Origin of the sequence: Pseudofrankia coriaricola, from assembly GCF_032027725.1 — a bacterium.
GTDB lineage: Bacteria > Actinomycetota > Actinomycetes > Frankiales > Frankiaceae > Pseudofrankia.
Window position 1 is genome coordinate 1 of record NZ_JASNFO010000136.1, and the last position, 26,203, is coordinate 26,203.

Here is a 26,203-nt window from a genome sequence, read left to right on the forward strand (position 1 = left end):
ACGAGGGCGGGAGCACCGGGAAGGTGGCCGACGAACCGGACGGACGGGACGTCCAGGAGCTCGACGAGGACCACCGTGTAGGGCACCGGGTACAACGGGTGGACCTGGTGCTCGACGACCGTCCACGAGTAGAGGGTTCCGAAACCCGCCACCGGCTGCCAACGGCCGTCCCAGCTTCCACAGGTGTGGCAGTAGGCGCGCGGCAGGTGAAGAACGGCACCGCAGCCCGCGCACACCCGGATGACCAGTTCCTCGCGCCGGGCCGCTTCGAAGAATCCCCCGGTGTCGGGATCGTCGTCGACCGGGACGAGGTGGGTGCGTCGGATCCGGTCCATCAGGCCGCTCGCAGCATCAGCGCGCTGCCCGGCGGCAGCGGGGTCGAGGTCACCAGGCACACCTCGGCGCCCGGGACCTGGGAGGTCGACTCCCCACGGATCTGGCGGACCCCCTCGAGGATGTGGTTCATGCCGTGGATGTAGCCCTCGGACAGGTGACCGCCGCCGGTGTTGATCGGAATGCTGCCCCCGAGATCGATCTCGCCTCCGGCCACGAACGGCCCGCCCTCGCCCTTCTTGCAGAAGCCCCAGTCCTCGATCTGAAGCAGGACGGTGATCGTGAAGCAGTCGTAGATCTGGGCGACGTCCACGTCCTGCGGGCCGAGGCCCGCCCGTCGGTACAACGTGCGAGCGACCGAACTCGCCGGCAGCTCGGTGATCGACTTCCGCATCAGGGTCGGGAACTGGATTCCGGGCTGCGGATCGGGCACGCTGCCCTGAGCGACCGCCCGGATCAGGACCGGAGGCTTTCGACAGTCCCGGGCGCGGGCGGCGCTGGTCACCACCACGGCGCAGGCCCCGTCGGTCTCGAGACAGAAGTCGAACAGCCCGAGTGGCCGGGCGATCGGGCGGGCCGACAGGTACTGCTCCATGGTGAGGGTGCGAGCGTGCATCTGGGCCGCCGGGTTCGCGTTCGCCCTGGCCCGACAGGTGAGCGCGATGTGGCCCATCTCCTCCTTCTTCGTGCCGTACTCGATCATGTGACGCTGGGCCATGAGGGCGAAAATCTGCCCGGGAGTGAGCAGCCCGTACGGAGCGAAGAACTCGTCGTAGCTGCCCCATCCACCCACCCTGGCGTCGGCCGCCGCGGACAGCCCGAACCGGCGCCCCGACCGTCCCCTGAGTTCCCGGAAGACGAGGACCGTCGTCGCCTGGCCCGAGAGGATGGCGCCCACCGCCTGCCCGACCATGGCGCACGGCGCCACTCCCCCCGGCCCCACCTGGGCCCAGTAGGTGAGTTCGCGTATCCCGAGCGAGTCGGCCAGGTCGTTGTGCAGGACGCTGTCCATGTCGCAACGGACGATGCCGTCGATGTCCCCCGGCGTCAGACCGGCATCCTCGATGGCGGCCAGCGCGGCCTGGGTCGCCAGGGTCAGGTCGCTGCGACCGGCGTCACGCGAGTAGTCGGTGGCGCCGATCCCGACGATCGCGCAACGGTCTCGGTGCTGGAACTCCTCGTTCGTCGCCGTCATCGGACGCGGTAGAGGCGCGCGGCGTTGTCGTGCAGGATCTTGCGCAGTGTCGCCTCGGGCAGGTCTCCGAAGGAATGGTCCAGGAACTCGTTCGGAGCGACCGCCGTGCTGGCCGGCCCCGGAGACATGCTTGTCGGATGCGGGAAGTCGGTCTCGTAGAGGATGTTGTCCGGGCCGAGCCGCTCGATGGCGTAGCGCGCGTTCTCGGCCTCGAACCAGAAGCAGCCGTAGATCTGCCGGCGGAAGTACTCGCTGGGCAGCAGCTCGTATTCCGGATGCTCCTTGGCCACTCCGCAGTTCTTCCACTGCCAGTCCAGCGCGTCGAGCGCATAGGGAATCCAGCCGACCCCGCTCTCCACCGACACGAAGTTGAGATCCGGGAACCGATGACAGATCCCGCCGCAGACGAGCTGGGCGATCGTCCGCGCGTTGCTCATGAAGAACGAGACGCCGTGGCTGGCGTAGTTGGCGTGCGGGCCGTTGTCCGGGTGCCCGCCCGCCATGGGTGAGAGGTCGCCCGACGCGATGTGGAAGTTGATCGGGAGGCCCATCTCCTCAGCCGCGGCCCACATGGGGTCCCAGTGCCGGTCCGTGAGGACCGGGAGACCGAAGTAGCCGGGGTCCTGGCTGAAGATGACGCCCCGGTGCCCCATGGCCCGACAGCGCTCCATCTCAGCGATCGTCGCCGAGAGGTCCCAGAACGGCAACGAGGCCATGGCCAGGTATCGGTCAGGGGCAACGCTCCCCCATTCGACCTGGAAGTCGTTGTACGCGCGCACGCACTCGAGCTGAAGCCCGGCGTCACGCATTCCGAGGATCTTGCTGGCGTCGAACAGCGCCACGTTCGGGTAGAGCACCTGAGCATGGATCCCGTAGGAGTCCATCCGTTCGAGGCGTAGCCGTGCGTCCCAGGTCACCGGGTCGATGTCTGCCCACCGCCGCGGGTGGTCCGGCGGGTATTCGCCCCACCCGGCCATGGCCGGGTTGCCCACCGCGGCGAGTCGCTGGTCGCCGATGAACCAGGCCTCGTCGCCGGCCCGGTCGTCCCAGCGCACGTGCGGCACGTGCTGGGCCGATGCACTCGACACCCGGGAGGTCCACAGGTCGGGCGGTTCCACGACGTGCGTGTCGGCATCGATGATCGCGATATCGCGGATGACAGAAGGCATCGGAGCACCTCTCGGGTCGGCTCGGCTGGCCGGTCCCTCCCACGGGACGAGCCGGCCAGCCTTGATCCAGAACGGAGTTAACAAGTCATGAGGAATTGGTCAACGTGCCGGCGGAGCTGACGGGAGGGTCGCGGGACCGCGGCCCCCGACCTGCGCCAGGTAGCCGGTGGAGTCGGTCCTGCGGTCTCCCCACCCGATCTCGAACACGAGTCTGCTGATCCGCCAGCCGTCGGAGTCACGCCGGAGCTGTAAGTGATACCGGGCGACGAGGATGTGCATCGTGCCCGGATTGCTGCCGAACTCCTGGTGTGAGGTGTGATAGACGAGCGCGTCGGCGACGTCGCCGGCGACGTCGACGTGGTAGACGCTCAGGAAGTGGTGCTGGAATACACAGTCCTGCGTGAACTCGTCGATCCACTTCACGACGTTGTCACCGCCGATGATCGGGTCGGCGTTGCCGTACTGCGCCCACAGGTCGTCGGCGAACACGGCCCGTATCCCGTCGTTGTCCCGGCGGTCGATGCACGACGCGTACCGGTAGATCGTGTCGGTGATCTCGGTGCGGTCGATGAGTGCCTGGATCGCGTTGTCAGCCATCAGCGTCTCTCCGTTCCATCCTGTCCGTCGCGTCCTGTCCCGTCGCCTCTCCAGTGCCGGCCACCCGCCTGGCGCGTGCCGACGCAGCGAACGGTCAGCCGTCTACCTTCATCCACACGCTCTTGACCTGGGTGAAATCGTCGAGGGACGCGGCGCCAAGGGTCCGGCCGTGGCCGGACTGCTTCACCCCGCCGTAGGGCACGGTCGGGTGGACCATCTGGTAGGTGTTCACCCAGACCGTTCCCACCCGTAGCGCCCGGCTGGCGCGGTGCGCGAGGCCGAGGTCGTTGGTCCACACGCCGGCCGCCAGGCCGTACTCCGTGTCGTTCGCGATGGCGTAGGCCTCCTCCTCCGAGCCGAACGGCAGGACGCACATCACCGGCCCGAAGATCTCCTCCTGGGCGATCCGCATGTCGTTACGCACCCCTGTGAACACCGTCGGCTCGTGGAAGAAACCCACCTCGCCGTGCCGCTGCCCGCCGAGAGCCAGCTCGGCGCCCTCGTCGCGGCCGACGGCGACGTACCGCTGGACCCGTTCCAGCTGCTCCGCGGAAACCAGCGGTCCCACCTCGGTGGCCGGGTCGAAACCCGGTCCCAGCCGCAGACCTCGTGAACCGTCGAGGATCCGCTTGACGACCTCGTCGTGCACGCTCTCGTGCACCAGCACCCGGGAACCGGCGGTGCAGACCTGCCCCGACGCCCCCCACACCCCGACCATCGCCGTCGCGGCGGCGGCATCGAGATCGGCATCGGGGAAGATGATGAACGGGCTCTTGCCGCCAAGCTCGAGGCTCACCCGCTTCACCCGCTTCGCCGCGGCCGCTTGGATGGCGCTTCCCGTGGCCACTGAGCCGGTGAAGGAGATCGAGTCGACACCGCGTGCCTCGACCAGCGCGGCGCCGACGACCTCGCCGACCCCTTGGACGACGTTGAAGACACCGGGCGGAATGCCCGCCTCGAGCGCAAGCTCCGCCATCATGACGGCCGCCATCGGGGTCTGTTCCGCCGGCTTCAACACCACGGAGTTTCCCGCGCTGATGACGGCGGCGACCATCGCGAGGACAGCCGTCGGCCCGTTCCATGGCGTGATCAGTCCCATCACGCCGATCGGCTCGCGGTGCTGGTAGACGGCGAAGTCGGACGGGACCGGCGGAATCGCGCCCTGCAGCTTGGACGGCCAGCCGGCGTAGTAGTCGATGCCGTCAACCGCGAACTGCACGATGAAGCCGGTGTACATCCGCAGCAGGCCGGCGTCGAGCACGTCGATCTCCGCGAACTCGGATCCGCGTTCAGCCACGAGGGCCCCGAGCCGACGCAGCCGGCGTTCCTTCTCCAGCGGCGCCAGGTTGCGCCACCGGCCGTCGTCGAAAGCGGCCCGCGCGGAGGCGACCGCCCGGTCCACATCGGCCGCCGACCCGGCCGCCGCGACGGCGATCTGGCTGCCGGTGGCGGGATCGATCACGGGCATGGTCGCCCCGTCCAGCGACGGCACCACCTCGCCGTCCACGACGTGCCCGAACAGCGGACGGCGAAGGTGTCGAGCCGTCGTCTCCGAGATCGGGTAGGTGGCAGGGTCCGCCAGTGTGCTGCTCATCCGAATCACCCCAGTTCGATGGATGGATTGTCAGGATGCCGGCTACTTGGCGGCATCTACGGCCACGCCGGCGGTCTCCGTCGACTCTCCGGGCGTCGCCGGGTCCGATGCCGGCCGTTTCTCCGATTCCTCCGCGGTAACCGACAGCCCCGCGGCAACCGACTTCGCGGTCGTAACCGACTTCCCCGCGGAGTTCGGCTCAGCCGCGGACGCGGCGTCCTGCCCGCCGTCGTTCGCGGCGGGCGCGGCGGCCTGCTCGGCCTCCGCCGCGGCGGCTGCCGCCTGGGTGCGGCGGCTGCGCTTGGTCTGGGCTATCTGGCGGCTCGCGAGACCGACCGCGACGAGCAGCGCCATGCCCTGGAAGAGCGGCTGGATCCAGAACGTTCCCGGCCCGAAGGAAAGCTGCAGTCCCTTGACGCCGAAGGCGAGCGCGAAATATGCGACGAGGGTGCCCCAGACGTTGGGGCGTCCAGAGAACTGCGAGGCGCCGAAGAAGACCGCCGCGAGTGCGGGGAACAGCAGCCCCGGGCCGGCCTGCTCGCTGTAGGCGCCAACCCGCATCGCGTAGATGATGCCGGCGATCGCCGCTATTCCACCCGACGCCGCCAGTGATCCATAGGTGAGCCTGGTGGTCGACAGACCGGCAAGGCGGGCTGCTTCTGGGTTGCTCCCGACCGCGAACAGGTAGCGCCCTACCGGCGTGTGCTCGAGCACGAACCAGATGACGGCCGCCAGCACGAGCAGGTACAGCACGACGATCGGCACGCCCCAGACAATCTTCTCGCCAAGATTTGTGAACCCCGCGGAGAAGGCGCCGGTGATCTGCCGGTTGTTCGAGACCTTCAGCGTGACAGCGCTGAGTACCTGGCTGACGCCGAGAGTGGCGATCAGTGAGTTGACGCGGAACTTCACGATGATGACACCGCTGACGAGGCCGATCAGGCAGCAGAGGACCACCGTGCCCACCGCGACGAGGCCGATCGGAATGTCGGTGTTCGCGCCGAACCAGTTCATCATGACGAGCGACGTGCCCATCATCGCCCCGACCGACAGGTCGTACGTTCCGGCGGCGAGCGGGATGAGGAACGCCAGGGCTACGACGGCGGTGACCACCCCCTCGCTGAAGGTGATGCGGAAGGTGCTGGCTGACAGGAAGAGATCGGGTTCCAGCGCCCCGAAGACGACGATGAAGAAAGCCAGCAGAAACAGCGCGCTGTAGCGCCCCAGCACGACGCTGATCGGTTGGCGGAGCCGCGGTGCCGGCTGCGCGCCGGCTCGCCCGGCGATGTCTTCGCTGTGTCCGCCGTCAGCTGTGGGGCGGACGCTGGCCTGGGTTGACATGGGCCTACCTCGGAGGCTGAAGGGCGGGGATCTGAACGGGCATGTGGTGCCGGGCGGCGACGAGGTCCGGACGCGTCATGCGGCGGTCGCCGCCACCTGCGCGTGGTCGATGGCTTCCGGACTGAGGTCGGAGCCGCGGCGGATCTCCCGAGCCACCCGCCCGTGACTCATGACGAGCACGCGGTCACAGAGGCGGGCGAGTTCGTCGCTGTCCGTCGAGACCAGGAGGACCGCCAGACCAGACTCGGTGCTGCGCTCGATGATCTGGTGCACGGCTTCTCGTGCCTTGACATCGATTCCCGCGGTCGGGTCGTCCAGGACGAGCGCCTTCGGCTCCAGCCGTAGTGCTCGGGCGACGAGCACCTTCTGCTGGTTCCCACCCGACAGACTGGTGATCGGGGCGTCGACACCGCGCGTCACGATGCCGAGCTCCTCGATCCACCGCTGTACCTCACGACGCTCGGATCGAGCGTCGATACGGCCGCGGCGCACATGGCGGCGCAGGGATCCCATGGTCACGTTGTGGCGGACCGTCATCGACGCGAACGTGCCGTACCGTGCCCGCTCGCCCGGCACGAACGCCAGGCCCGCGGCCAACGCGGCCGCCGGGTCCGCCGGCGCGACGGCGGTTCCGTCGACGATCAGGTCCCCGGTACGGGGCAGCCGACCGCTCACCATCGCCCCGAGCGCCTCACGCCCGGACCCCGTGAGGCCGGCGATCCCGACGATCTCACCCCGCCGGACCGTGACCGACACGGACCGGACCGTTCCTCCGGCGACCTCGTCGAGGTGGAGAACGCCCGCCTCCGTCGAGGCCACCGCCTCCTCACGCCCGGTCGACACCATCAGGTCGTGGCCGACGATCAGCCTCGTCAGGCCGTCGTGGTCGACGCCCGCCCCGGCGGTGGAGGCAACCCTGCGCCCGTCTCGCAGCACCGTGATCTGGTCGGCGACGTCGAGGACCTCGTCAAGATGATGGGAGACGAGCAGGATGCCGTTGCCGGCCTCCCGCAGCCGCCTGATCGTGGCCAGGAGGCGCTCCACCTCGTCCGAAGGCAGGGACGCGGTGGGCTCGTCGAGCACCAGCACCGCTCTGCCCAGGGCGGGGTCGGGCAGCGCCCGGGCGATCGCGACTCCGGTGCGGTCCGCCAGGCCCAGCTCTCCGACCGGCCGACGCACGTCGGTCTCCAGGCCCACCCGCGCCAACATCCGCGCGGCCAGCAGCCGGGCCTCCCGCCAGCGAATACGTCCCGGGAAGGCCCTTGGATAGGGCCTCGTCAGCATCAGGTTCTCGACGATGCTGAGCTCCAGCACCAGACCGAGATCCTGGTGGACGAAGCGAATCCCCGAGTCGTGCGCCGCCGATGCTGACCCGAGCTGCAACGGCCGGCCGGCCACCGACGCCGAGGCTCCCGGATCCGGCTGGTGGTAGCCCGCCAGAACCTTGATCAAGGTTGACTTGCCCGAGCCGTTCTGCCCGACGAGGGCGTGCACCTCCGCCTCGCCGAGGACGAGGTCCACCCGGTCCAGGACCACCTGGCCGGAAAACGTCTTGGACAGGTTGCGGATCTCTAGGGCTGGCTCATTCATCCGTTCTCCTACGAGACGGCCACGACGGCGCCGGAAACCGGTCTGTCGGGGAATCCATGGGATCCGCCGGCGGCGCGGGGGCGCGTCGACCTCGCGCCGCCGGCGGAAGGGACTCCGGTCAGACGCCCCACAGCTTCTTGAAGGTGTCCTTGTAACCTGCCGGCCCAGGCCAGCCGTGGTCCAGACCCACGAGATCCTTCGCCAGCTCCGGTGCGTCCACGATGTAGAACGGCGGTACGGCGGCCGCCCGCTCGTTCTCGAGTGACCATTCGTTGACCGAGAGCCGGGCCATCTGGTCCACCATGGTCCACATGGCGAATTCCTCCGGAAGGGCGCTCCACGCCGCCGCGGTGCCGCTCGCCACGTCGGCGAACTGCGGCTGGTTCCCCTGCGTGCCGACCAGCTTGACCTGCTTGGCCATACCGGCGGCCTTCAGCGCGGCGGGCACCCCGCCGGCCAGGCCGTTGTAGGTGAAGTAGACGTAGTTGATGTCGGGGTGCGCCTGCAGGTAGGAGGTGACGTTCTGCGGGACGGCGCCGCCGGCGAGGTCGTTGACCGTGACTTCCAGCTTGTCGAGCTTGCAGCCTGGGCAGTTCTTACCCAGCTCCGCCTGGACCGAGTCCACCTGCGCGGTCAGAATCGGGTAGGAGGGGATCGTCACCGCCAGGACCTTCGCCGACCCGCCCGCGTCCACCGCCATCCAGTCCGCCATCGCCTTGCCGTAGACGTTGGCGGCGGTCGAGTCGAAGCAGTCCGAGTAGAGGTTGTTCTGCGGGCCTGCCGGCACGTCCGTGTTGTAGCAGTGGAAGAGCGGAATACCCTTGGCCTTCGCCTCGTCCATCTGCGGCTTGTAGAGGGCGATCGGGATTCCGGTGATGCTGATGTAGTCAACCTTGGCGTCGATCGCCTGCTGGATGGCCGCGCCGTAGTCGCCGGCGCTCGCGCTGAACGTCACCAGCTTCCAGCCCAGCGCGCCGGTGGCGTCCTTCATGAACCCGGCGAGAGTCGCGCAGTTCGGGTCCGCGCACTGGATGAAGGCGACCTTCTTCTCGGGCGGCGCCGAGCCCAGCGGCTTGTCCTGCACGATGCTGGTCGGCACGGACGAGTACTTGTCCACGACGGCCCGCGCCGCCGCAAGGTCGGCGGACGCCGCGCCCGATGGGCTGGCGCCACCTTTGTCGGACGAGTCCGAGCTTCCACACGCCGCCAGCACGGCGACGAGTAATCCGGCGACCAACGCGGTCGCGCGGCGAGCGGAAGTGCGCATGCTGTAACCCCCAGTGTTGTGCTACTTACGAAGCGCCGTTTGAAGCTTGATCGCCAAGGCGAATCGTCGCTCGCCGTCATCGTTCGGTTGCCCCGCAGCCGCGGCAAGGGGTGCCCGTCCAGCGGCGGGGACGGCGCGTCGGGCCCCAGCGGCTCCGGCAGTGACTCAGGTCACGCACACCTTAAACATCATGAGGAATCATGGCAAGGGGTTCGGGCAAGGCTCTTGCGGCGATTCCTCATGACGTTTAAGGTGACGGCTGTGAGCTTCGACACGGTAGCAATCCGGTGAGCATCGGCCTGACGGTGTACGGGCTCCACCCCCGGGACCTGCTGGACCTGGCCGTGGCCGCCGACGAGCTCGGCTTCGACGCGATCTGGCTGGGCGAGCACATCGTGCTGCCCTGGGGGTACTCGAGCGAGCACCCGACCAACGACGAGGCCGCCCCTCAGCACATCGCCGGACCGATCATCGATCCGGCCACGGAGCTGGCGGACCCGCTGCCCGCCCTGGCCGCGGCCGCGGCGGTCACGACGAGCCTGAAGCTGGCGACAGGCATCTACCTCCTTCCACTGCGGCATCCACTCGTCACCGCCCGCGCGGTGCACACGGTGCACGAGATCTCCGGGGGCAGGCTGATGTTGGGGGTCGGGTCGGGCTGGCTGCGGGAGGAGTTCGACGCGCTCGGGGTCCCGTTCCAGGGCCGCGGGGCAGCCATGGAGGAGGCATTGGGAGTCCTCCGGGCGGCCTACGCGGGCGGGCCGTTCGAGAACCCCGGCCCCCGCTTCCCCTTCGGCCAGGTCCAGGTCAGCCCCGGGCCGGTGGACGTCCCGCTGGTGCTCGGCGGCAACTCCGAGAAGGCGCTGCGGCGGGCCGTCCGGCTCGGGGACGCGTGGTTCAGCTCAGGCACCCCCTCCTTCGAGGACGCGGCACGCCTGCGCGACCGCATCGCGCAGCTGTGCGCCGAGCAGGGCCGCGACCCGCTGCGCTGCTACTTCCGCGCCGAGAAATGGGACGCCGAGACGATCGGCCGCTACCACGCCGAGGGAATAGACAATCTCGTCATCTGGGCCGACCAGGTGTGGCCATCGGGAGACCTCGCGGAGAAACGGCGGACCCTGGCCCAGGCCGCCGAACAGCTCGGACTGGAACCTCCGACCAGAACGTCGAACTAGGACGCGGCCGTCATCCGGAAACCGGCCGGAGCGCGGGTCGCGACATCCGCGGTGTGATCGTCTTCGACTGACCCGCGCGGACGGGCGGTCCGCGACACGTCGATGAGGGGACCCACAAGGGACCCACGAGAAGAGTGACGAGAGGACGGCGTCCGGATGCGGACACGCGCGGCCGTGCTGTGGCCCGGCCAGTCGACATGGAGCACCGAGGAAATCACCCTCGATCCGCCCGCGTCCGGCGAGGTCCTGGTCCGGCTGGTGGCCACCGGCCTGTGCCACAGCGATCAACACCTGCTCGCGGGCGGATACCCCGGCATGCGGCTGCCCATGGTGGGCGGGCACGAGGGAGCGGGCGTCGTCGAGGCCGTCGGGCCGGGAGTGCACCGGGTCCAGCCCGGCGACCACGTCGTGCTCAGCGTCCCCGTCCCGCCCTGCGGCGCGTGCGCGGCCTGCCTCGACGCACTCCCCCACCTCTGCGAACGCGGCGCGCTGACCGGCACCGGATTCCAGATCTCGGATGGCACCGCCAGGCATCATGCCCGCGGCGAGGACCTGGGCATCTTCGTCTTCCTGGGCACCTTCGCCGAACACACGGTCGTCCACGAGACGAGCTGCGTCGTGGTGGACCGCGCGATCCCCCTCGAGATCGCGTGCACCATGGCCTGCGCGGGGACCACCGGATGGGGAGCGGTCCTGAACACGGCCGAGGTCCGGCCCGGCGACCTGGTCGTGGTCGTCGGCGTCGGCGGGATCGGCGCCAACGCCATCCAGGCCGCCCACTTCGCCGGCGCCCGCGCGACAGTGGCCGTCGATCCCGTCCCGTTCAAGCGCGCCGTCGCGACGAAGCTAGGCGCGGCGGCGGCGGTGCCGAGTCTCGCCGACGCGCTGCCCGTCGTGCGGGACATGACGGCCGGTCGGATGGCGAACCACGTCGTCATGGCGGCCGCCGCCGGTGACGGGCGTCAGCTGGAGCCCGCGCTGGCCCTGGTCGGCAAGCGCGGGCGGGTCGTCGTGGTAAACGTCCACCCCGCCGACGAGACCGTGGCCACCGTCAGTCTGCGGAACCTGCAGAGCCTGGAGAAGCAGGTCGTCGGCTGCTTCGCCGGCTCCTGGGACGGGCGGCGGGGAATCGGCTTTCTCGCCGATCTCTACCAGCGGGGCCGCTACGACCTCGACCTCGTCGTCACCCGTCACTACGACGGTCTCGACGCGTTGCCGCAGGGATATCAAGACCAGGCCGACGGCGCCGTGGTCCGGGGAGTGATCCGACTCTCCGACGGTTCCTGACCGGATGCTCCCGGCGGTAGTTGGCGCCACCAGACAGCAGGTCGCAGTCCTGGCTCGACGGAAGTACAGGTGGACCGGCTGCTCCCCTATGACATCGTCCGAGGATGCGCCCGGCATCGGCCGCACCCCCGACCTGGGGATATTCATCATGATAATAAGCTCTGACCTGGTCGGGCGTGGCGGCGCGACGCAGGGGTTTATGTCATGATGAATATTCCGAGGCGCGACAGGAGGGGGCAAGCGTGACCGTGCAGCACAGCGCGCCGGAGAACCCGCCGGAGCTGGCGCCGGTCCGGCCGGGCGAGGAGCTGCCGTGGGACCGGCTGGCCGACTACCTGGTGCCCAGGTTGGCCGCGCAAGGGCTCGACGTGCCCACGGAGCTGTCCGTGCGGCAGTTCCCGAACGGCTCGGCGAACCTCACCTATCTGCTGTCGTTCGGCGACGTCCGGCTGGTGCTGCGCCGGCCGCCCTTCGGTGAGATCGCGCCGGGCGCACATGACATGCGGCGCGAGTACCGGGTGCTGTCCAGGCTGTGGCGGCGGTACGACCGGGCGCCCCGCGCCTTCCTGTTCTGCGACGACCACGACGTCGTGGGCAGCGACTTCGTGGTCTCCGAGTACCGGTCGGGGGTGGTGATCTGGGGGGCGCTGCCCGACTCGATGCGCCCGCTGCCCGACGCGGCCCGCCGGGTCGGTCTCGCCACCGTCGACGCCCTCGCCGACCTGCACCTTGTCGACCCGGCGAGCTGCGGCCTGGGCGACCTGGGCCGGCCCGAGGGCTATCTCACCCGCCAGGTCACCGGATGGCGCCACCGCTGGGAACTCGTGGCCGCCCCCGAATCCGACGCGGCGATGACCGAGACCGGCGAGCGGCTCGAACGCACGCTCCCACCCTCGCCGGCACCGGCGATCCTGCACAACGATTTCAAGATTGACAACTGCCAGTTCGCGCCGGGGGAACCAGACCGGGTGACGTCCGTGTTCGACTGGGACATGGCGACCCTCGGCGACCCGCTGGCCGACCTCGCCGCCCTGCTGGGGTACTGGCCCGATCCGTCCGACACCCCGGACAACCACGCGCTACATGTGCCCGGCCTTGAGACCCTCGGCCTGCCGACACGCGCCGAGGTCATCGAACGATATGCGGCCCGGACCGGTGCGGACGTGTCGCGGATCTCCTGGTACCAGGCCTTCGCCTGCTGGCGGACCGCCGTCGTGTGCCAGCAGCTCTACCACCGCTATCTCCAGGGCGACAGCACCGACGAACGCATGGTCAGCCGCGGCGAGAGCGTTCCGGGGCTCGCCGCCCGCGCTCTTCGCATGGCCCGAGAAGAGCTGGGATGAGCGGCGAGTCTGCTGGTGCCGCCGAACTGCCCCAACGCCGCGGCGACTTCTCCGAACCGCCACGGCATGATCGATCGCCGGGAAAGGCGGTAGGCTCACATCATGCCTGATCGTCGTAACGCGACGGCGTCGCGTAGTCGGGCGGCGGGTCGCGATCTGCCGCTGTCGCGAGGATGCATCGCGATTGGCTCGGGCAATGCGGTGATGCGCTCCCTCAAGACCTCCGAGAAGGTCGCCCGCGACATCGTGCACGACATCATTTCGAATGGTCTCCAGCCCGGAGACGGCCTGCCATCCGAAGCCGCGATGCTACGGCAGTACGAGGTGAGTCGCGAATCCCTCCGGGAGGGCCTGCGTCTGCTCGAGGTGCAGGGGCTGATCACCATTCGGCGTGGACCTGGCGGCGGCCCGGTGGTCGGCACCGTCGATCCAGCCAATCTCGGGCGGGTGTCGACGCTGTATTTCCACATGGCGGGCGCGACCTATGACGAGCTCTTCGACGCGTGGTCGCTGGCCGAATGCACGCTAGCCGAACTTGCCGCCCGCAACCCCGACCGCGAGGCCCGGGCCGTGGCCATGGCGCCGTATCTCGAACCGACCGCCGAGCACGTGGCGTCCGAAGACCTGGAGGAGTTCGTACAGGAACAGGGCGGTTTCCACGGCGTCGTCGCCTCGCTGGTGTCCAACCGCGTGCTCGAACTGATCCTGCAGACCATGGGTCTGATCGTCAGCCACCACGTCGCCTCGACCGACGACCCGCGGGTGCTGCACGACCTCCTCGCCGAGGGGCACCGCCGGCTCGCCAAGGAGATCGCGGCTGGGCACCCCAGGGCCGCGCGCATGCTGATGGAGGAGCACATCGGCGAGATCAGCGCCTACAACCGCGAGCGGCTGGGCTCGAAGATCGACGATCTCATCGAATGGCACTGACGCTCCGACGCCGGGCTCAAAAGCTCGTCGGTGTCCGCTCGGGTCGTACGCACAGGAGCAGGGACCGCGGCATCGCGGCGTGACTCGAGTGGTCGGCCGGGTGGCGATGCCGGGAGGTGACCGCAGGGCCTCACCGAGCCGACCCACCGAGCAGGAAGCACCACCGAACAGGGAGGATAGGCGGCACAACCAGCCGGATTCACCCGACGATCGTGCCGCCTCCTGGCGCTTCAGGTCAGGTCGTGATCACGGTGCAGGCGCTGACGCCCGGTGCGCCGTATACGTGGCTGAACGCGACCTTCGGTTCGCCGGGTACCTGCCGGGCGCCGGCGGCCCCGCGCAGCTGAGACACGTTCTCGTGGATCTGACGGAGACCCGACGCCCCGATCGGCTCTCCGTTCGCGATGCACCCGCCATCGGTGTTGACCGGCAGGCTGCCGCCGATGCTGGTCGCGCCGGTGCGCAGGAGCTCCTCCTGTTCGCCGTGCTTACACAGGCCGCATTCGGCGAGATGGGAGATCTCCGTTCCGCAGTCGGTGTCCTGGACCTGAGCAAGATCGACCTCGGCCGGGCCGATCCCAGCTGCCTCGAAAGCGGCGCGCGAAGCCTGCTCGGAGGGGCTCTCCGCCCGTTCTACCGCGAGCCACGGGCTGAAAACCTCGAACGAGCCGAACAGCCGCGAGCGTAGTTCCGCTGAGCGGAGGTAGACCGGTTTGTCGGTGTACTTACGGGCCCGGTCTGCTCGACAGAGCACCAGCGCCACCCCGCCCTCTCCCGGCGAGCAGAACATGTACTGGGTCAGCGGATGGCTCAGCATCACCGAGGCGTTGACCTCTTCCTCGCCGAGCGGGAGGCGACGCCAGGCATTGGGATTCAGCGACCCGTTGTAGTAGGCCTTGACCGCGACCTTGGCCAACGCGGAGCGGCTTATCCCGTGGTCATGCAGGTAACGCTGTGCCTTCAGCGCGAAGAACTGGGTGGTGAGCATGAGACCGGTCTCGCCGTACCAGCTCCCGATCCCGAGAGTGGCCGGATCGGTGTCAAAGGCCCCCCGCGGGTGCTTGTCGAACCCGACGACTATTCCGAGGTCGTGGGCACCGGACCGGATGAGGGTGTCGGCCATGATGAGCGAGCTGCCACCGGTTGCGCACCCGTTGTAGACGTTGACGAACGGAAGGGCGGTCAGCCCGAGGTCGGACACGAGCGAGTCGGCGTCGCCGGCCGAGTGGCTGCCGCCCACGGCGAACTGAATATCCGCCCAGGACACACCGGCGTCTTTCAGCGCCTCCCGGACGGCATAGGCTCCCTGTTGCCGCCCGCTCACCCCTTCGTGACGGCCGAACGGATGTATGCCGATTCCCACGATGGCGACGTCCACGACGTGACCCCTTCCTCTGAAGAACGGCCTCGATGCCCCATGGCGACCGCGGGTTCCGCTTTAGCGGGCTGGCGCGAACGCGAAGGTGAGAACCTCGGTTCCGTCCGGGTCGCGCCGCAGCGGCCGGAGAACCAGCTCCATCTCGTCCCCGATGTGAAGGCGCTCAGGGTCGTTCTCGGTGAGCACCGCCTCCACGAGGACCGCGCCGGGCAGCTCGACATATCCGACGCCATACGGGACGAACTCGGCCGGGCCCGCGTAGGGCGGCTTGGGCCGGAAGCCCTGAACGGTGAACGACCAGAGGGTGCCACGGCGGGGCAGAATGCTGTCGGCCATGTCCACCCGGGTGCACTTTGGGCAGGACTCCTGCCGGGGGAACGTTGTCGTCCCGCAGGATCGGCAGCTGCTGCCGACGAGCCGTGGGCCGTCGTCGGCCTGGATGAAAAGTCCGTCGTCGATCAGTCGGCTCTTCGTCACGCCTCGTTTCCTCCTCCCGTGAGTCCGGGTCCACGCCTCATCCGGGTATCCCGCGATGTTGTGCCTCGCCCAGGTCGGCGAGGATCTCCGCCGTGTCCTCACCCAGTCTCGGAGCACGCCTGGGGGACGGAACATCGAACGAGGAGAACCGGAAGGGGCTGGTGGGGACGAGCGCGGTGACCCCCTCGTCACCGGAGACGGGTGCGAAGAAGTTCCGGGCCGCGAGGTGGGGGTCGTCGAACAGGTCCTCCGGCGCCTGCACCGGCCCGATGGGCAGGCCGCGCCGCTGCCCCTCGTGGTAGGCCGCGGCGGAGTCCATGAGGAGAAAGAACACCTCGATGAGGTCCTGCACGTGATGGAAGTTCTGCTGCCGGTGGGTCAGGTTCGAGTACTCGGCATCGGTCAGGTCCACGGCCAGGCCCAAGCTGTCCATCCATTCGACCAGAGCCTCCCACGGCTTCTGTTCGGCCAGGATGAGCGCGAAATAGATCCATCGGTCGTCCGCACAGCGGAACAGCGCCGGCTGAGTCATTTCCGGCTGTGCATGCCGACTGGTCTGCCGCTGCACCAGGACCTTGGGATAGAACCAGTACGGGTTCGCCAGCTCGCCGCTGACGGCGAGCGAACAGTGCATCGATACGTCCACCAGCTGACCGACGCCGGTCTGCTGTCGCTCGATCAACGCCAGCAACAGGCCACAGTGGGCAAAGCTCGCCGCCGTCTGATAGCCCTGGTTGCCGCCGGGCCTGATCGGCGGGATCGAGTGATCGTCGTAGCCGCAGCTCATCAGCGGGCCGCCGGCGGCGAGCCCGACCAGGTCGGATGTGCGGTAGTCGGCCCATGGCCCCTCCAGGCCGAACGGGGTGACCGACAGGACGATCAGGCGCGGGTGGGTCTCGAGCAGTTGCTGGTAGTCCAGCCCGGCCTCGGCGAGCTCGCTCGGCCGCAGGGTGGCCAGCAGGACGTCCGCCTTGGCGATCAGGGCCCGCAGGGCCGCTCGACCGGAGTCGGAACCGTCGAGGATGACGCTGCGTTTGCCGGCGTTGTAGGTCCAGAACGTCAGACTGGTGTCGACCCCGACGACATCCTTGGCGAACGGCCCGGTTCGCCTGGACCGCGATCCTTCCGGTGTTTCCACCTTGATGACATCGGCGCCGAGCTCGGCGAGCTGCTTTCCGGCCTGTTCGCCGGCGAGGTCATCGGCCAGTTCGACAACGACGAGCCCCGTGTACGGCGTGGCATCCCGGCCGTCGGTTTCGTTCATTTCTGGCCCTTCAGCTGGCCGAAATAAATGATCACATATATTTCTTCAGGACCGTCGCCCCGGCTAGATCGCGCCTACGGCGGCGAGCTCGCGCACCTCGTCGTCCGAGAGGCCGAGGATCTCGGTGAAGACGTAGGAGTTGTCCTCGCCGAGCAGCGGGGCCGAGCGCCAGTTGTCCTGCTCGATGCGCGAGAACCTGATCGGATTTCCTTCGAAGCGGGCCGGCCCTATCACGGGATGGTCGAGTTCGAAGAACAGGTCATAGTGCGCGACCTGCGGGTCGACCTCGTTCAGATCACGCGCATCCTGGACCGCCCCGGCACAGACGCCACCGCGCTGCAGCAGATGCATCACCTCGTGCGGCTCGCGACTTCTCGTCCACTCCGACAGGTGGGCGTCAAGCACATCCTGGTTGTCGAACCGGTTCTGCTGGCTCCCGAAACGGGGATCCGACGTCCAGGCCGGACCGCCCATGATGTCGACGAGCCGTTCCCAGTCGGTGTCGTCGAAGACCGCGATGGCGACCCACCGGTCCTCCCCGGCACACGGGTACACGCCATGCGGCGCGGCCCGCGGGTACTCCAGCCGGTTACCCGGCGGGAAGCCAGGGCGCCGGGTCGGCCGTGAGTTGACGGCGACGTCGAGCAGGTCGGGACCGAGCAGGCTGATGCCGGCCTCGACGGCGGAGACATCGATCTGGGCGCCCTTTCCGGTCGCGTTCCGCTGCATGATGGCCATGAGCAGCGCGGCGCTGTTGTAGTAGGCCGCCTGGTTGTCCATGTAGGAGAAGCCCCAGCCGGACGGTTCCCGGTCGGGAAGCCCACTGATGAACGTCAGGCCGCTGACCGCCTGAACAATCGGGCCGTAGCTGCGGTAGGAGCTGTACGGGCCGGTCTGGCCGAACCCGCTCATATGCGCGTAGATGGCCTCCGGGGAAAGCTCCTGGACCCGCTCGTAGGTCAGCCCCCATCGCTCCATGACCCCGGGAGCGAAGTTCTCGGTCACGACGCTGCTCTTCCCGATCAGCTTCTCGACCAGTTCGCGGCCCTGTGGCGACCGCATGTTGATGGTGACGCCGAGCTTGTTGCGGCAGTAGTTGTTGAACAGGCCGCCCTTGTTCGGGTCCGGGTTCGGGTCCTCGGCTCCGTAGGACCGGGGATCGTCCTTGTAGATGGGAAGGCGTCGCGGCGTGTCCAAGCGGGCACGGTTCTCGATCTTGATGACCTCGGCGCCGAAGTCGGCCAGCATTCGCGTGGCCACCGAACCGACGCCCATCCAGCAGAAGTCTGCTACCCGGATGCCGGAGAGCGGCCCGCGCCGTCCCCTCGGCCGCCGGTTGCCATCGTCGACCATCGGATCGGCACGCATCCCATCACCCTCAGACGGCATCCACGAGCGCGGCGGAACGTAGTCCAGGCCGCTTCCTATCCGCGGGGATCCGGTGGCCCCGCGCTCGGTGCGGTCACCCGAGAGGACCGCACCGCTCCCTTCATCCGTGGAGACCGGCCCAACCTCCACCTCGTCCTCCTCGTGGTCGACTGCGCAGATCGGGCGGCTGGCGACAGCGACAGCTCACCCCGGTGCCCGCGGAAACGGCTGAGCGGCCGACACTGGCCGGATGGGCGGGCGATGCGCCCGCGCCGTGTGACACGTTGCACTCTATTTCTCATGATGAAACACTGCAAGTCCCCGGGTGGCCATGCGACCGGCTGGCACCGGGAGCCCGGAGCGGCGGCGCCCCTGGCCACGGAGTACGGCCGCTGCCGCTGGCCCGGCAGGGGGAGTGCATCGATGACGGATCTTCGACCTCGAGCTATCGCCGTGCCGCCCGGTGCGCCGGCAGAGAGGACCAGGCCATGAGCGATGTCAACGGGGCCCTGCTCGCGGAGCCCCGACGAGCGGCCGGGCAGGCGGATCACCGACTCGACGGTCTCTGGACCGTAGTGACCGGTGGAAGCAAGGGGATCGGCCTCGGCATCGCGGAGGGCTTCGTCGCCGCCGGGGCGAACGTGATGATCGTTGCCCGTAACGCTGACGATCTCAATCGAGCTGGCGACGCGCTACGCCGGCGGGCGGGCGCCGACCAGGTCGTGCTGGCCGCCCGTGCGGACACCAGCGACACCGACTCGATCGAGCAGTTGTTCGGTACGATCCGGGCCGCCTTCCCCCGCCTCGACGTCTACGTCGCCAACGCGGGCAGCGGGGTCATGCGGCCATTCCTGGAGATCCCGATCGAGGAATGGAACCAGACCGTCGCGCTGAACCTCACCGGAACCTTCCTCGGCTGCCAGCGCGCGGCGCAGGCCATGCTGGCAGCCGGTGGACCGGCGGACAACGGGCCGGTGGACAACGGACCGGCGGACAACGGGCCGGTGGACGGCGGGCCGGTGGACGGCGGCGCGAACCGGGCCATCCTCGTCGTCTCGTCGATCCGCTCGCTCGGCGTCCGTCCCGGGCGTCTCGCCTATTCGGCCACCAAGGCGGCTCTCAACCAGCTCGTCCGGGTCGCCGCCTACGAGCTGGCCGGGCACCAGATCCGGGTCAACGCCCTTCTCCCTGGCATCACGGCGACCCCGTTGGCACTGGAGGGAAACCCGGAGGTCTTCGCCGAGGCGTCAGCGTCGGTACCGCTCGGCCGGGCGGGCACCGCGCGGGACATGGCAGCCGCGGCGGTGTACCTGTGCAGCCCGGCCGCCCGTTTCGTCACCGGCGTCAACCTCGTCGTCGACGGCGGCGAGTCCTTGTGGTGAGTGCCCCAGGGCTCCGCGACGAACCGGCGTGACCATGTTTTCCCAGGTCGGCCGTCCTAGGTCTGGAGAAGGAGACGACAAGGTGTTACGGGATCAGGCGGCGGGCGGCGACCGGTCGCTCGCGGGCAGGTTGGCCCTGGTGACGGGTGGTAGCCGCGGGCTTGGCCGGGAGATGGTGCTGGCCTTCGCGGAGGCAGGCGCCGACGTGGCGATCGTCAGCCGGAAGGCAGAAGCATGCGAGGCGCTTGCCGACGAGGTGCGAAAGACCACCGACGTCCGCGCCTTCTCGTACCCGGCGCACGTGGGCGACTGGGACGGCCTCGGCCGGCTGGTGGACACCGTCTACGACGAGCTCGGCCGACTCGACATCCTGGTGAACAACGCCGGCATGGCACCGCTCTACCCCAGCCTCGACCAGGTGAGCGAGGAGCTCTTCGACAAGGTCATCGGGGTCAACCTGAAGGGGCCGTTCCGGCTCACCGCGCTCGTCGGCGCCCGGATGGCCGCCTCCGGTGGCGGCTCGATCATCAATATCAGCAGTGTCGCGTCGGTCCGGCCCACGCCGACCGACCTCCCGTACGCCGCGGCCAAGGCGGGTCTCAACGTCCTGACCGCTGGCTTCGCCCAGGCGTTCGGGCCGTCGGTCCGGGTGAACACCATCATGGCCGGGCCGTTCCTCACCGACATCAGCAATGCCTGGGACATGCCCGCGTTCGAGCAGATGGCTGCCCGGTTCCCGCTGGGCCGGGGCGGTCGGCCAAGCGAGATCGTCGGTGCGGCTCTCTATTTCGCCGGACCCGCGTCGAGTTTCACCACCGGCGCGGTGCTCCCCGTGGACGGCGGCCAGGCGGTCGTGCCCTACGCCGGGTGAGGGGCACATCGGCTCACGGCCGGCAAGACCGGTACGCGGTCGACAACAGGGCGCACCGGCTGTCGTCCGCCTGCCACCGGGAGAGCATCCGGGGGCTGAGGCTAACGTGATGCGACGTTGCCGGGATGGGGCGGCCGTGACGCGGACAGTTGCCCGCCTGGCCTCGGCGTCAGGCCGTTCATGATCTGGGCTACCAACAGGGAGCAGACCTGGTCTGGTGAGAGCCGGCCTGGGGGCTGGTACCACGTGTACAGCCAGTTGATCGAGCCAAGCGCGCTGAGCGCTGAGATCTCGGTGTCGTCGCTGGCCAGCGCACCAGCCCGGACGCCCTCGTCGAGTGCGTCCGCCAGTTGACGTACCAGCGCCTCCCGCCGGCGCTCATGGTACCGGCGGAAGTTCGGCGTCAGTTCGTCGAAGTGGCGCATGACGATGGGCAGCGACCCGTGCCGGATCATGGTCTGTGTGTAACGGCGGAGAGCTTCGCGGACCCGGTCAGCGGGATCACCGGGCACGGCGAGGCCACCGCTGAGAGCATCCTCCGCATTGGTCGTCGCCTCGTCGCAGATCGCGTCGAGGAGTTCTGCCTTGCTGGCGAAGTAGTGGTACACGGTGGACTTCGTCAGGCCGACCCGGCTGCCGACCTCCTCGAGGGTGGCGCGGGAGTAACCGCGCCGACCGAAGATCTCTATGGCTGCCCGGATGAGGTCGTCGCGGCGGTTCGTCCCGTCGGTGCGGGGGGTTGGCGCGGCGGAGCCCTCCGCAAGTCGGCTGAGTGACCACGCTGCCTGAGCCTGGGTCAGCTCACCCCGCTCGACCGCCGCCTCAATCGCGCGCCTGACGGCCTCGAACGAGCTGCCGTTCCTGGCGTTCAGGTCTCCTCCTGACGAACTGTGCCCTGTCGTCCGTTGTTGGTATCGGGACCGGCGTGTGGTGACAGAGCGCTGCCGACCCTATCAGGAGTGCAGGTTCGCGCCGCTTCGGGCGTCGCAAGACCGGTGAGCGGCTGTTTCTCCAGCCGCCGGAACCATCCTGGAAAAGGACTGCGCCAGCCGTGGCATCCGGCGCGCCGCCGCATGCCGTCGGCCTGGCTGTCCCATCCGAAAGCCCCGACCGAAATCCTCGCGCCGGGCCGACCATCGGACGGTCGGAGGAACCATAGGCCACGTTGACAGACCCGTCAAGAGCGTGGGTAGGCCCGCCAGGAGATGCGTCGAGGACGCCCGCCAAAATTCCCCCTTCCCGTTGGCGCGGGCCCTTAGTAAACTCACGGCCGATCACCCGACCGACCGACGGTCGGGAGCCGGACCACCAAGGGAAGAGTGTCTTTGGTTGAGCCGGACAGGCAAAGGTCGTTCTCGCCGGAAAAATTGGCTGGCCTGGACCGGCCGGTTTCAAGGACAAGTTCAAGAAGCTGTGGGGTGTCCTCTGACACCGGCGGCCGCAGGTTGTGGCCGTGACACGGTTCCGTGACCCGGGCCGCGCCTACCTCACATCCGGCTTGGTCGTGAAGTACCAGGCCCGAATCGGTGAGCACGAACCGCGACGACATTGAGGGAGTCCCAGATGGGTGCTGCCCGACAGGGCCCGCCGGTTGACCTGTTGGTGATAGGTGGCGGCATGGCCGGCCTTACGGCTGCCGCGTGGGTGGCGCGGCACGGCGGCCGGGCTGTCGTCGTCGAGCGGGCGGGCACGCTCGGTGGCTCCGCCGCGCTGGCCGGTTTTGTCTGGACGGCGCCCACACTCGATGTTCTGCGCGCCGTCAATCCGCGGGGCGACTCCACCCTGGCCGCGGCCCTGGTGGAGGGCTTCCCCGCTGGTACCGAGTGGATACGGTCCCTGGGAGTCGAGTGCCGTCCGACGGTGACAGTGCTGCGTTTCGGGCGCGGGCACCAGGTAGATACCAACCACTACATCGGTGCGTGCGCGGAACTACTGCACGCGCACGGTGCCGAGGTGCTGACCGGGACCCAGACCCGATCGTTGCTGCTGGCCGACGGCGCCGTGCGCGGCGCGGAGTGCGTGCTTGCCGACGGGTCGACCCGCCGGATCGAGGCACGGTGGACGCTGCTGGCGACGGGAGGGTTTCAGGCGGACCCGGACCTGCGGGCCGAGCACATCCATCCGCGGGCGCGGGCGATCGAGCTGCGGTCCAACCCGTACAGCATGGGGGCCGGGCTTCGGCTCGGCCGGTCCGCCGGAGGCACCTTCGGCAAGGACGGAGCGGGCTTCTACGGCCATCTGATCCCGGCCGGGGTCGCCCTGGACAATCCGGCGCACTTCACCGACGTCACGCTCTACTACAGCGAGCGTTGTCTGTTGTTCAACCTTGGCGGCGAGCGTTTCGTCGACGAGACGGTGGGCGACCATCTGACGACGCTTGCCCTGCTGGAGCAGCCGGAGGCACGGGGGCTGCTGGTCGCCGACGCGGCGGCCTACCGAAGCTGGATGAAAGGGCAGTACGTCGAGGGCATCCCGGCCGTGAACACGTTCGAGATCTGCCGTCGGCGGGGCGCGCGGGCCGCGGTGGCCAACGATGTCGACGAGTTCGAGCTGATTCCGGAGGAGTGGGGCTACCCCGGGGCGAAGATCCGCGATGCGATCAACGCGTTGAACCTGGCCGCGCGCGGCGGGGACGCCTTGTCGCCGCCCCGGGAGTTCGACCGGCGTCCCCTGGACGAGCCTCCGTTCTACGTGATCGAGGCCGCCCCGGCCATCACCTTCACGTTCGGGGGGCTGCTCATCGATCGCCACGCGCGGGTGCGTGCCCGGGACGGGGATGTGGTGCCGGGCCTGCTGGCCGCTGGGGCGGACGCGGGCGGGCTTTACCACGGCGCCTACGCCGGCGGGCTGGCCCCTGCCCTTGTCTTCGGCCTCGCCGCCGCGCGGACCGCGCTCGCCGCTGAAGCGACACGGTGACAGGAAGACCACAGCGGCGGGAGAAGGCAGCGAGAAGAAACGCGGTCACAAGAGTAACGCGGTGAGGCCGCGATACCTGCAAGGAAAGGAGCCAGGCATGGCTGTTCGTGAGTATTCATCCTTCTACATCGACGGCGCCTGGAGCGCCCCTCGCTCCGATGCCGCGTTCGATGTGATCTCGCCGCGGTCGGAGGAGCGCATCGGGTCCGTCCCGGCCGCGACGACCGCCGACATGGACGCGGCGGTGGCGGCCGCGCGGCGGGCCTTCGATGAGACCGACTGGTCCCGCCGGCCGGCTGCCGAGCGCGGCGAGTTGTGCGCGCGGTTGGCCGCGGCGATCGCAAAGCGCGCGCCGGAGCTCGCCGAGCTGATCACCGAGGAGATGGGCACCCCGCTGCTACAGGCGCAGCTCTACCAGGCGGTGGCCCCCTCGGTGAGCCTGAACTACTACGCGCGGCTGGCGAGCAGCTACCGCTTCGAGGAGATGCGGGTCAGCGACCTGTCCCCGCTCGCCGGAGGCGAGGGTGGGGCGAGCGCGATCCCGTTCGCCGGGAAGAGCCTCGTAGTCCAGGAGCCGGTCGGTGTGGTCGCCACCTTCGCCGCGTTCAACTTCGCCCTCGCCTGCGCCGCCCAGAAGGCGGCGCCGGCGCTCGTCGCGGGCTGCACCGTCGTGCTCAAGGCGCCGGAGCAGGACCCACTGTCGTCCTTCGTGCTCGCCGAGCTGGTGGACGAGGTGGGATTCCCGCCTGGCGTGCTGAACATCGTCGCGGCGGGACCGGAGTCCTCCGAGTACCTGGTCCGCCATCCCGGTGTGGACATGGTGAGTTTCACCGGTTCGACCACCGTCGGAAGGCGCATCGGCGAGATCTGCGGCTCGCAGGTCAAACGGGCCGTCCTCGAGTTGGGCGGCAAGTCCGCCGCGATCATCTGTTCGGACGCCGACCTCGGGCTGGCGGTCCCCGCACTGATCGGCAGCAGTGTCGCCATGAACACGGGCCAGGCCTGTGTCGCGATGAGCCGGATCCTCGCTCCCGCCGCCCGCTACGACGAGATCGCCAATCGGCTGGCGGCAGCAATCTCAAGCCTGAAGGTGGGGGACCCGATGGAACCCGACACGGCGATCGGCCCGCTGATCACGGCGGCGCATCGCGACCGGGTCGAGGGCCACATCGCCAGGGGCCTGGCCGAGGGCGCCACCGTACGCGTCGGCGGCGGCCGTCCCGCCCACCTACCGCGGGGCTGGTACGTCGAGCCGACGCTGCTCACGGACGTCCGCAACGACATGAGCGTCGCCCAGGAAGAGATCTTCGGCCCGGTTACCGCCCTCATCCGCTACGAAGATGAGGAGGATGCGATCCGGATCGCCAACGACAGCCGGTTCGGCCTGGCGGGCACCGTCTTCACCGCGGATGCCCTGCACGGTTTCGAGATCGCCCGGCGGATCCGTAGCGGGACGTTCTCGGTGAACACCTACGTCTGCGATCTCAACAGCCCGTTCGGCGGCTACAAGCAGTCCGGGATCGGGCGCGAGCACGGCATTACCGCCCTGACGGAATACCTGCAGACCAAGACCATCTCGGTCGATCCCGCCACCGATCTGCCGGCCGAGATCCTCGCCGCGGCGGAAAGCGTCCCGGCGCCCGTATAGCCGGCCCGGGGCGCGGCTGGCTTACCGGCTGCGCCGCGGTTGCGCAACACCATCGACTCCGGACCGGAGGAAACAGTGACAAACCAACAAAGGCGCGGGCGGGTCGAGGGCAAGGTCGCGTTCATCACGGGAGCCGCCCGAGGTCAGGGGCGTTCCCACGCGATCCGCCTGGCCGAGGAAGGCGCGGCTGTGATCGCCGTCGACCTCTCCGACACGGCCAGCAAGGACATCAGCCGATTCTCGCCGTACCCCATGGCCACCGAGGCCGACCTCGAGGAGACGGCGCGGCTGGTGACGGCGACCGGACGCGACATCCTCACCCGTCACGTCGACGTCCGCGACCAGGAATCCCTCGACGCCGCGGTCGCCGCCGGGAAGGAACGGTTCGGCCACATCGACATCGTGAGCGCCAACGCGGGCATCGGCGGCACCTACGCCACCGCCTGCGAGCTGACCAGGGAGAACTGGCAGGCCGTCATCGACGTCGACCTCACCGGCGTCTGGCAGACAGCCAAAGCGGCGACACCCGTGATGATTGAGCAGGGTAACGGCGGATCCATCATCATCACGACCTCGACGATGGGCCTGAAGGGCCTGCCCAACATGGTCGCCTACATCGCCGCCAAGCACGGCGCCGTCGGGGTCATGCGCGCGCTCACACACGAGCTGGGCCCGTTCTCGATCCGCGTCAACGCGATCGCGCCCTGCTCCGTCGACACCGACATGATCTTCAACGACGCGATCTACCAGCTGTTCCGCCCCGACCTCACCGCACCCACCAAGGAGGACACCATCGACGCCTTCCAAGCCATGAACATCATGCCAGTCCCCTGGAACGAGGCACGGGACATCTCCGAGGCGGTGCTCTGGCTGGCCTCCGACGAAGCACGCCACGTCACCGGCATCGTCCTGCCCGTCGACGCCGGACAACTCGCGAAATAACCACCACCCAAACCGAGCGTCCGCGTCGGCGACCGCATCCGCCGGGCGACAGGAAACCGGGGCCGGGCATCCGCGCTCGGCCCCGCCGGCGGTCCAACCGCCGGGGCTTCCAAAGCGCCTGACCAGTCACTTCGCT

22 protein-coding genes are annotated in these 26,203 nt (G+C 69.0%); 9 read left to right on the forward strand and 13 right to left on the reverse strand.

Going from position 1 to position 26,203, the window contains the following annotated elements; all coding sequences use genetic code 11:
• The 8 genes from QOZ89_RS44285 to QOZ89_RS44320 all read right to left on the reverse strand — a co-directional run.
• The coding region (locus QOZ89_RS44285) for a Zn-ribbon domain-containing OB-fold protein (RefSeq protein WP_312630180.1) at positions 1-335 on the reverse strand (335 nt) is incomplete at its 3' end.
• On the reverse strand, positions 335-1,528 hold the full coding sequence (locus tag QOZ89_RS44290) for a thiolase C-terminal domain-containing protein (protein WP_071047586.1): 1,194 nt from the start codon (positions 1,526-1,528) through the stop codon (positions 335-337). The genes QOZ89_RS44285 and QOZ89_RS44290, both read right to left, overlap by 1 nt.
• The gene (locus QOZ89_RS44295) at positions 1,525-2,697 is read right to left on the reverse strand and encodes an amidohydrolase family protein (protein ID WP_071048915.1); all 1,173 of its coding nucleotides are present in this window, start codon (positions 2,695-2,697) and stop codon (positions 1,525-1,527) included. Before QOZ89_RS44295 ends, QOZ89_RS44290 begins: the two co-directional genes overlap by 4 nt.
• 99 nt (positions 2,698-2,796) lie before the next feature.
• Complete coding sequence (locus QOZ89_RS44300; RefSeq protein WP_071048914.1) at positions 2,797-3,294, reverse strand: nuclear transport factor 2 family protein; 498 nt, start codon at positions 3,292-3,294, stop codon at positions 2,797-2,799.
• 94 nt (positions 3,295-3,388) lie between these two features.
• Positions 3,389-4,888, reverse strand: a complete 1,500-nt coding sequence (locus QOZ89_RS44305) for an aldehyde dehydrogenase family protein (RefSeq protein ID WP_083418643.1) — start codon at positions 4,886-4,888, stop codon at positions 3,389-3,391.
• A gap of 42 nt (positions 4,889-4,930) precedes the next feature.
• Positions 4,931-6,229 (reverse strand): ABC transporter permease, encoded by a 1,299-nt coding sequence (locus tag QOZ89_RS44310; RefSeq protein ID WP_071048913.1) that lies wholly within the window; start codon positions 6,227-6,229, stop codon positions 4,931-4,933.
• Positions 6,230-6,304: 75 nt separating this feature from the next.
• On the reverse strand, positions 6,305-7,819 hold the full coding sequence (locus QOZ89_RS44315; RefSeq protein WP_071048912.1) for a sugar ABC transporter ATP-binding protein: 1,515 nt from the start codon (positions 7,817-7,819) through the stop codon (positions 6,305-6,307).
• Positions 7,820-7,937: 118 nt separating this feature from the next.
• Complete coding sequence (locus tag QOZ89_RS44320; protein ID WP_071048911.1) at positions 7,938-9,086, reverse strand: sugar ABC transporter substrate-binding protein; 1,149 nt, start codon at positions 9,084-9,086, stop codon at positions 7,938-7,940.
• 287 nt (positions 9,087-9,373) lie between these two features.
• On the opposite strand from QOZ89_RS44320, the gene QOZ89_RS44325 reads away from it, so the two are divergent.
• From QOZ89_RS44325 to QOZ89_RS44340, 4 genes are all read left to right on the forward strand, one after another.
• On the forward strand, positions 9,374-10,261 hold the full coding sequence (locus tag QOZ89_RS44325) for a TIGR03619 family F420-dependent LLM class oxidoreductase (protein WP_071048910.1): 888 nt from the start codon (positions 9,374-9,376) through the stop codon (positions 10,259-10,261).
• Between the two features lie 156 nt (positions 10,262-10,417).
• Positions 10,418-11,548 (forward strand): alcohol dehydrogenase catalytic domain-containing protein, encoded by a 1,131-nt coding sequence (locus QOZ89_RS44330; protein ID WP_071048909.1) that lies wholly within the window; start codon positions 10,418-10,420, stop codon positions 11,546-11,548.
• 242 nt (positions 11,549-11,790) lie between these two features.
• Positions 11,791-12,891: a phosphotransferase family protein gene (locus QOZ89_RS44335; protein ID WP_241841731.1), complete on the forward strand. Its 1,101-nt coding sequence runs from the start codon at positions 11,791-11,793 to the stop codon at positions 12,889-12,891.
• A 102-nt stretch (positions 12,892-12,993) separates the two neighbouring features.
• Positions 12,994-13,821 (forward strand): FadR/GntR family transcriptional regulator, encoded by an 828-nt coding sequence (locus tag QOZ89_RS44340; RefSeq protein ID WP_071048908.1) that lies wholly within the window; start codon positions 12,994-12,996, stop codon positions 13,819-13,821.
• 235 nt (positions 13,822-14,056) lie between these two features.
• Here the strand turns inward: QOZ89_RS44340 and QOZ89_RS44345 are convergent, their stop codons facing one another.
• From QOZ89_RS44345 to QOZ89_RS44360, 4 genes are all read right to left on the reverse strand, one after another.
• Complete coding sequence (locus tag QOZ89_RS44345) at positions 14,057-15,199, reverse strand: thiolase family protein (RefSeq protein ID WP_071048907.1); 1,143 nt, start codon at positions 15,197-15,199, stop codon at positions 14,057-14,059.
• 60 nt (positions 15,200-15,259) lie between these two features.
• Positions 15,260-15,676, reverse strand: coding sequence for a Zn-ribbon domain-containing OB-fold protein (locus QOZ89_RS44350; protein WP_071048906.1), 417 nt, complete (start codon positions 15,674-15,676; stop codon positions 15,260-15,262).
• Between the two features lie 37 nt (positions 15,677-15,713).
• Positions 15,714-16,940 carry a CaiB/BaiF CoA transferase family protein gene (locus QOZ89_RS44355; protein ID WP_071048905.1) on the reverse strand — a complete coding sequence of 409 codons (1,227 nt, stop codon included), beginning with the start codon at positions 16,938-16,940 and terminating at the stop codon, positions 15,714-15,716.
• A 63-nt stretch (positions 16,941-17,003) separates the two neighbouring features.
• Positions 17,004-18,308 carry a CaiB/BaiF CoA transferase family protein gene (locus QOZ89_RS44360; protein WP_071048904.1) on the reverse strand — a complete coding sequence of 435 codons (1,305 nt, stop codon included), beginning with the start codon at positions 18,306-18,308 and terminating at the stop codon, positions 17,004-17,006.
• A 488-nt stretch (positions 18,309-18,796) separates the two neighbouring features.
• Here QOZ89_RS44360 and QOZ89_RS44365 point away from each other — a divergent pair, with 488 nt between their 5' ends.
• Positions 18,797-19,690, forward strand: a complete 894-nt coding sequence (locus QOZ89_RS44365; protein ID WP_083418640.1) for an SDR family NAD(P)-dependent oxidoreductase — start codon at positions 18,797-18,799, stop codon at positions 19,688-19,690.
• An 82-nt stretch (positions 19,691-19,772) separates the two neighbouring features.
• Positions 19,773-20,561, forward strand: a complete 789-nt coding sequence (locus QOZ89_RS44370; protein WP_116271521.1) for an SDR family NAD(P)-dependent oxidoreductase — start codon at positions 19,773-19,775, stop codon at positions 20,559-20,561.
• Positions 20,562-20,662: 101 nt separating this feature from the next.
• Here the strand turns inward: QOZ89_RS44370 and QOZ89_RS44375 are convergent, their stop codons facing one another.
• Complete coding sequence (locus tag QOZ89_RS44375; protein WP_083418639.1) at positions 20,663-21,433, reverse strand: TetR/AcrR family transcriptional regulator; 771 nt, start codon at positions 21,431-21,433, stop codon at positions 20,663-20,665.
• A gap of 691 nt (positions 21,434-22,124) precedes the next feature.
• Between QOZ89_RS44375 and QOZ89_RS44380 the strand changes: the two genes are divergently transcribed.
• The 3 genes from QOZ89_RS44380 (at position 22,125) to QOZ89_RS44390 (ending at position 26,067) form a co-directional block, all read left to right on the forward strand.
• Positions 22,125-23,477, forward strand: coding sequence for an FAD-dependent oxidoreductase (locus QOZ89_RS44380; protein ID WP_071048902.1), 1,353 nt, complete (start codon positions 22,125-22,127; stop codon positions 23,475-23,477).
• Between the two features lie 97 nt (positions 23,478-23,574).
• On the forward strand, positions 23,575-25,125 hold the full coding sequence (locus QOZ89_RS44385) for an aldehyde dehydrogenase (protein WP_312630181.1): 1,551 nt from the start codon (positions 23,575-23,577) through the stop codon (positions 25,123-25,125).
• Positions 25,126-25,200: 75 nt separating this feature from the next.
• A complete protein-coding gene (locus tag QOZ89_RS44390) occupies positions 25,201-26,067 on the forward strand; it encodes a mycofactocin-coupled SDR family oxidoreductase (protein WP_312630182.1) in 867 nt (288 codons plus the stop codon).
• The last annotated feature ends 136 nt before the right edge of the window (positions 26,068-26,203 follow it).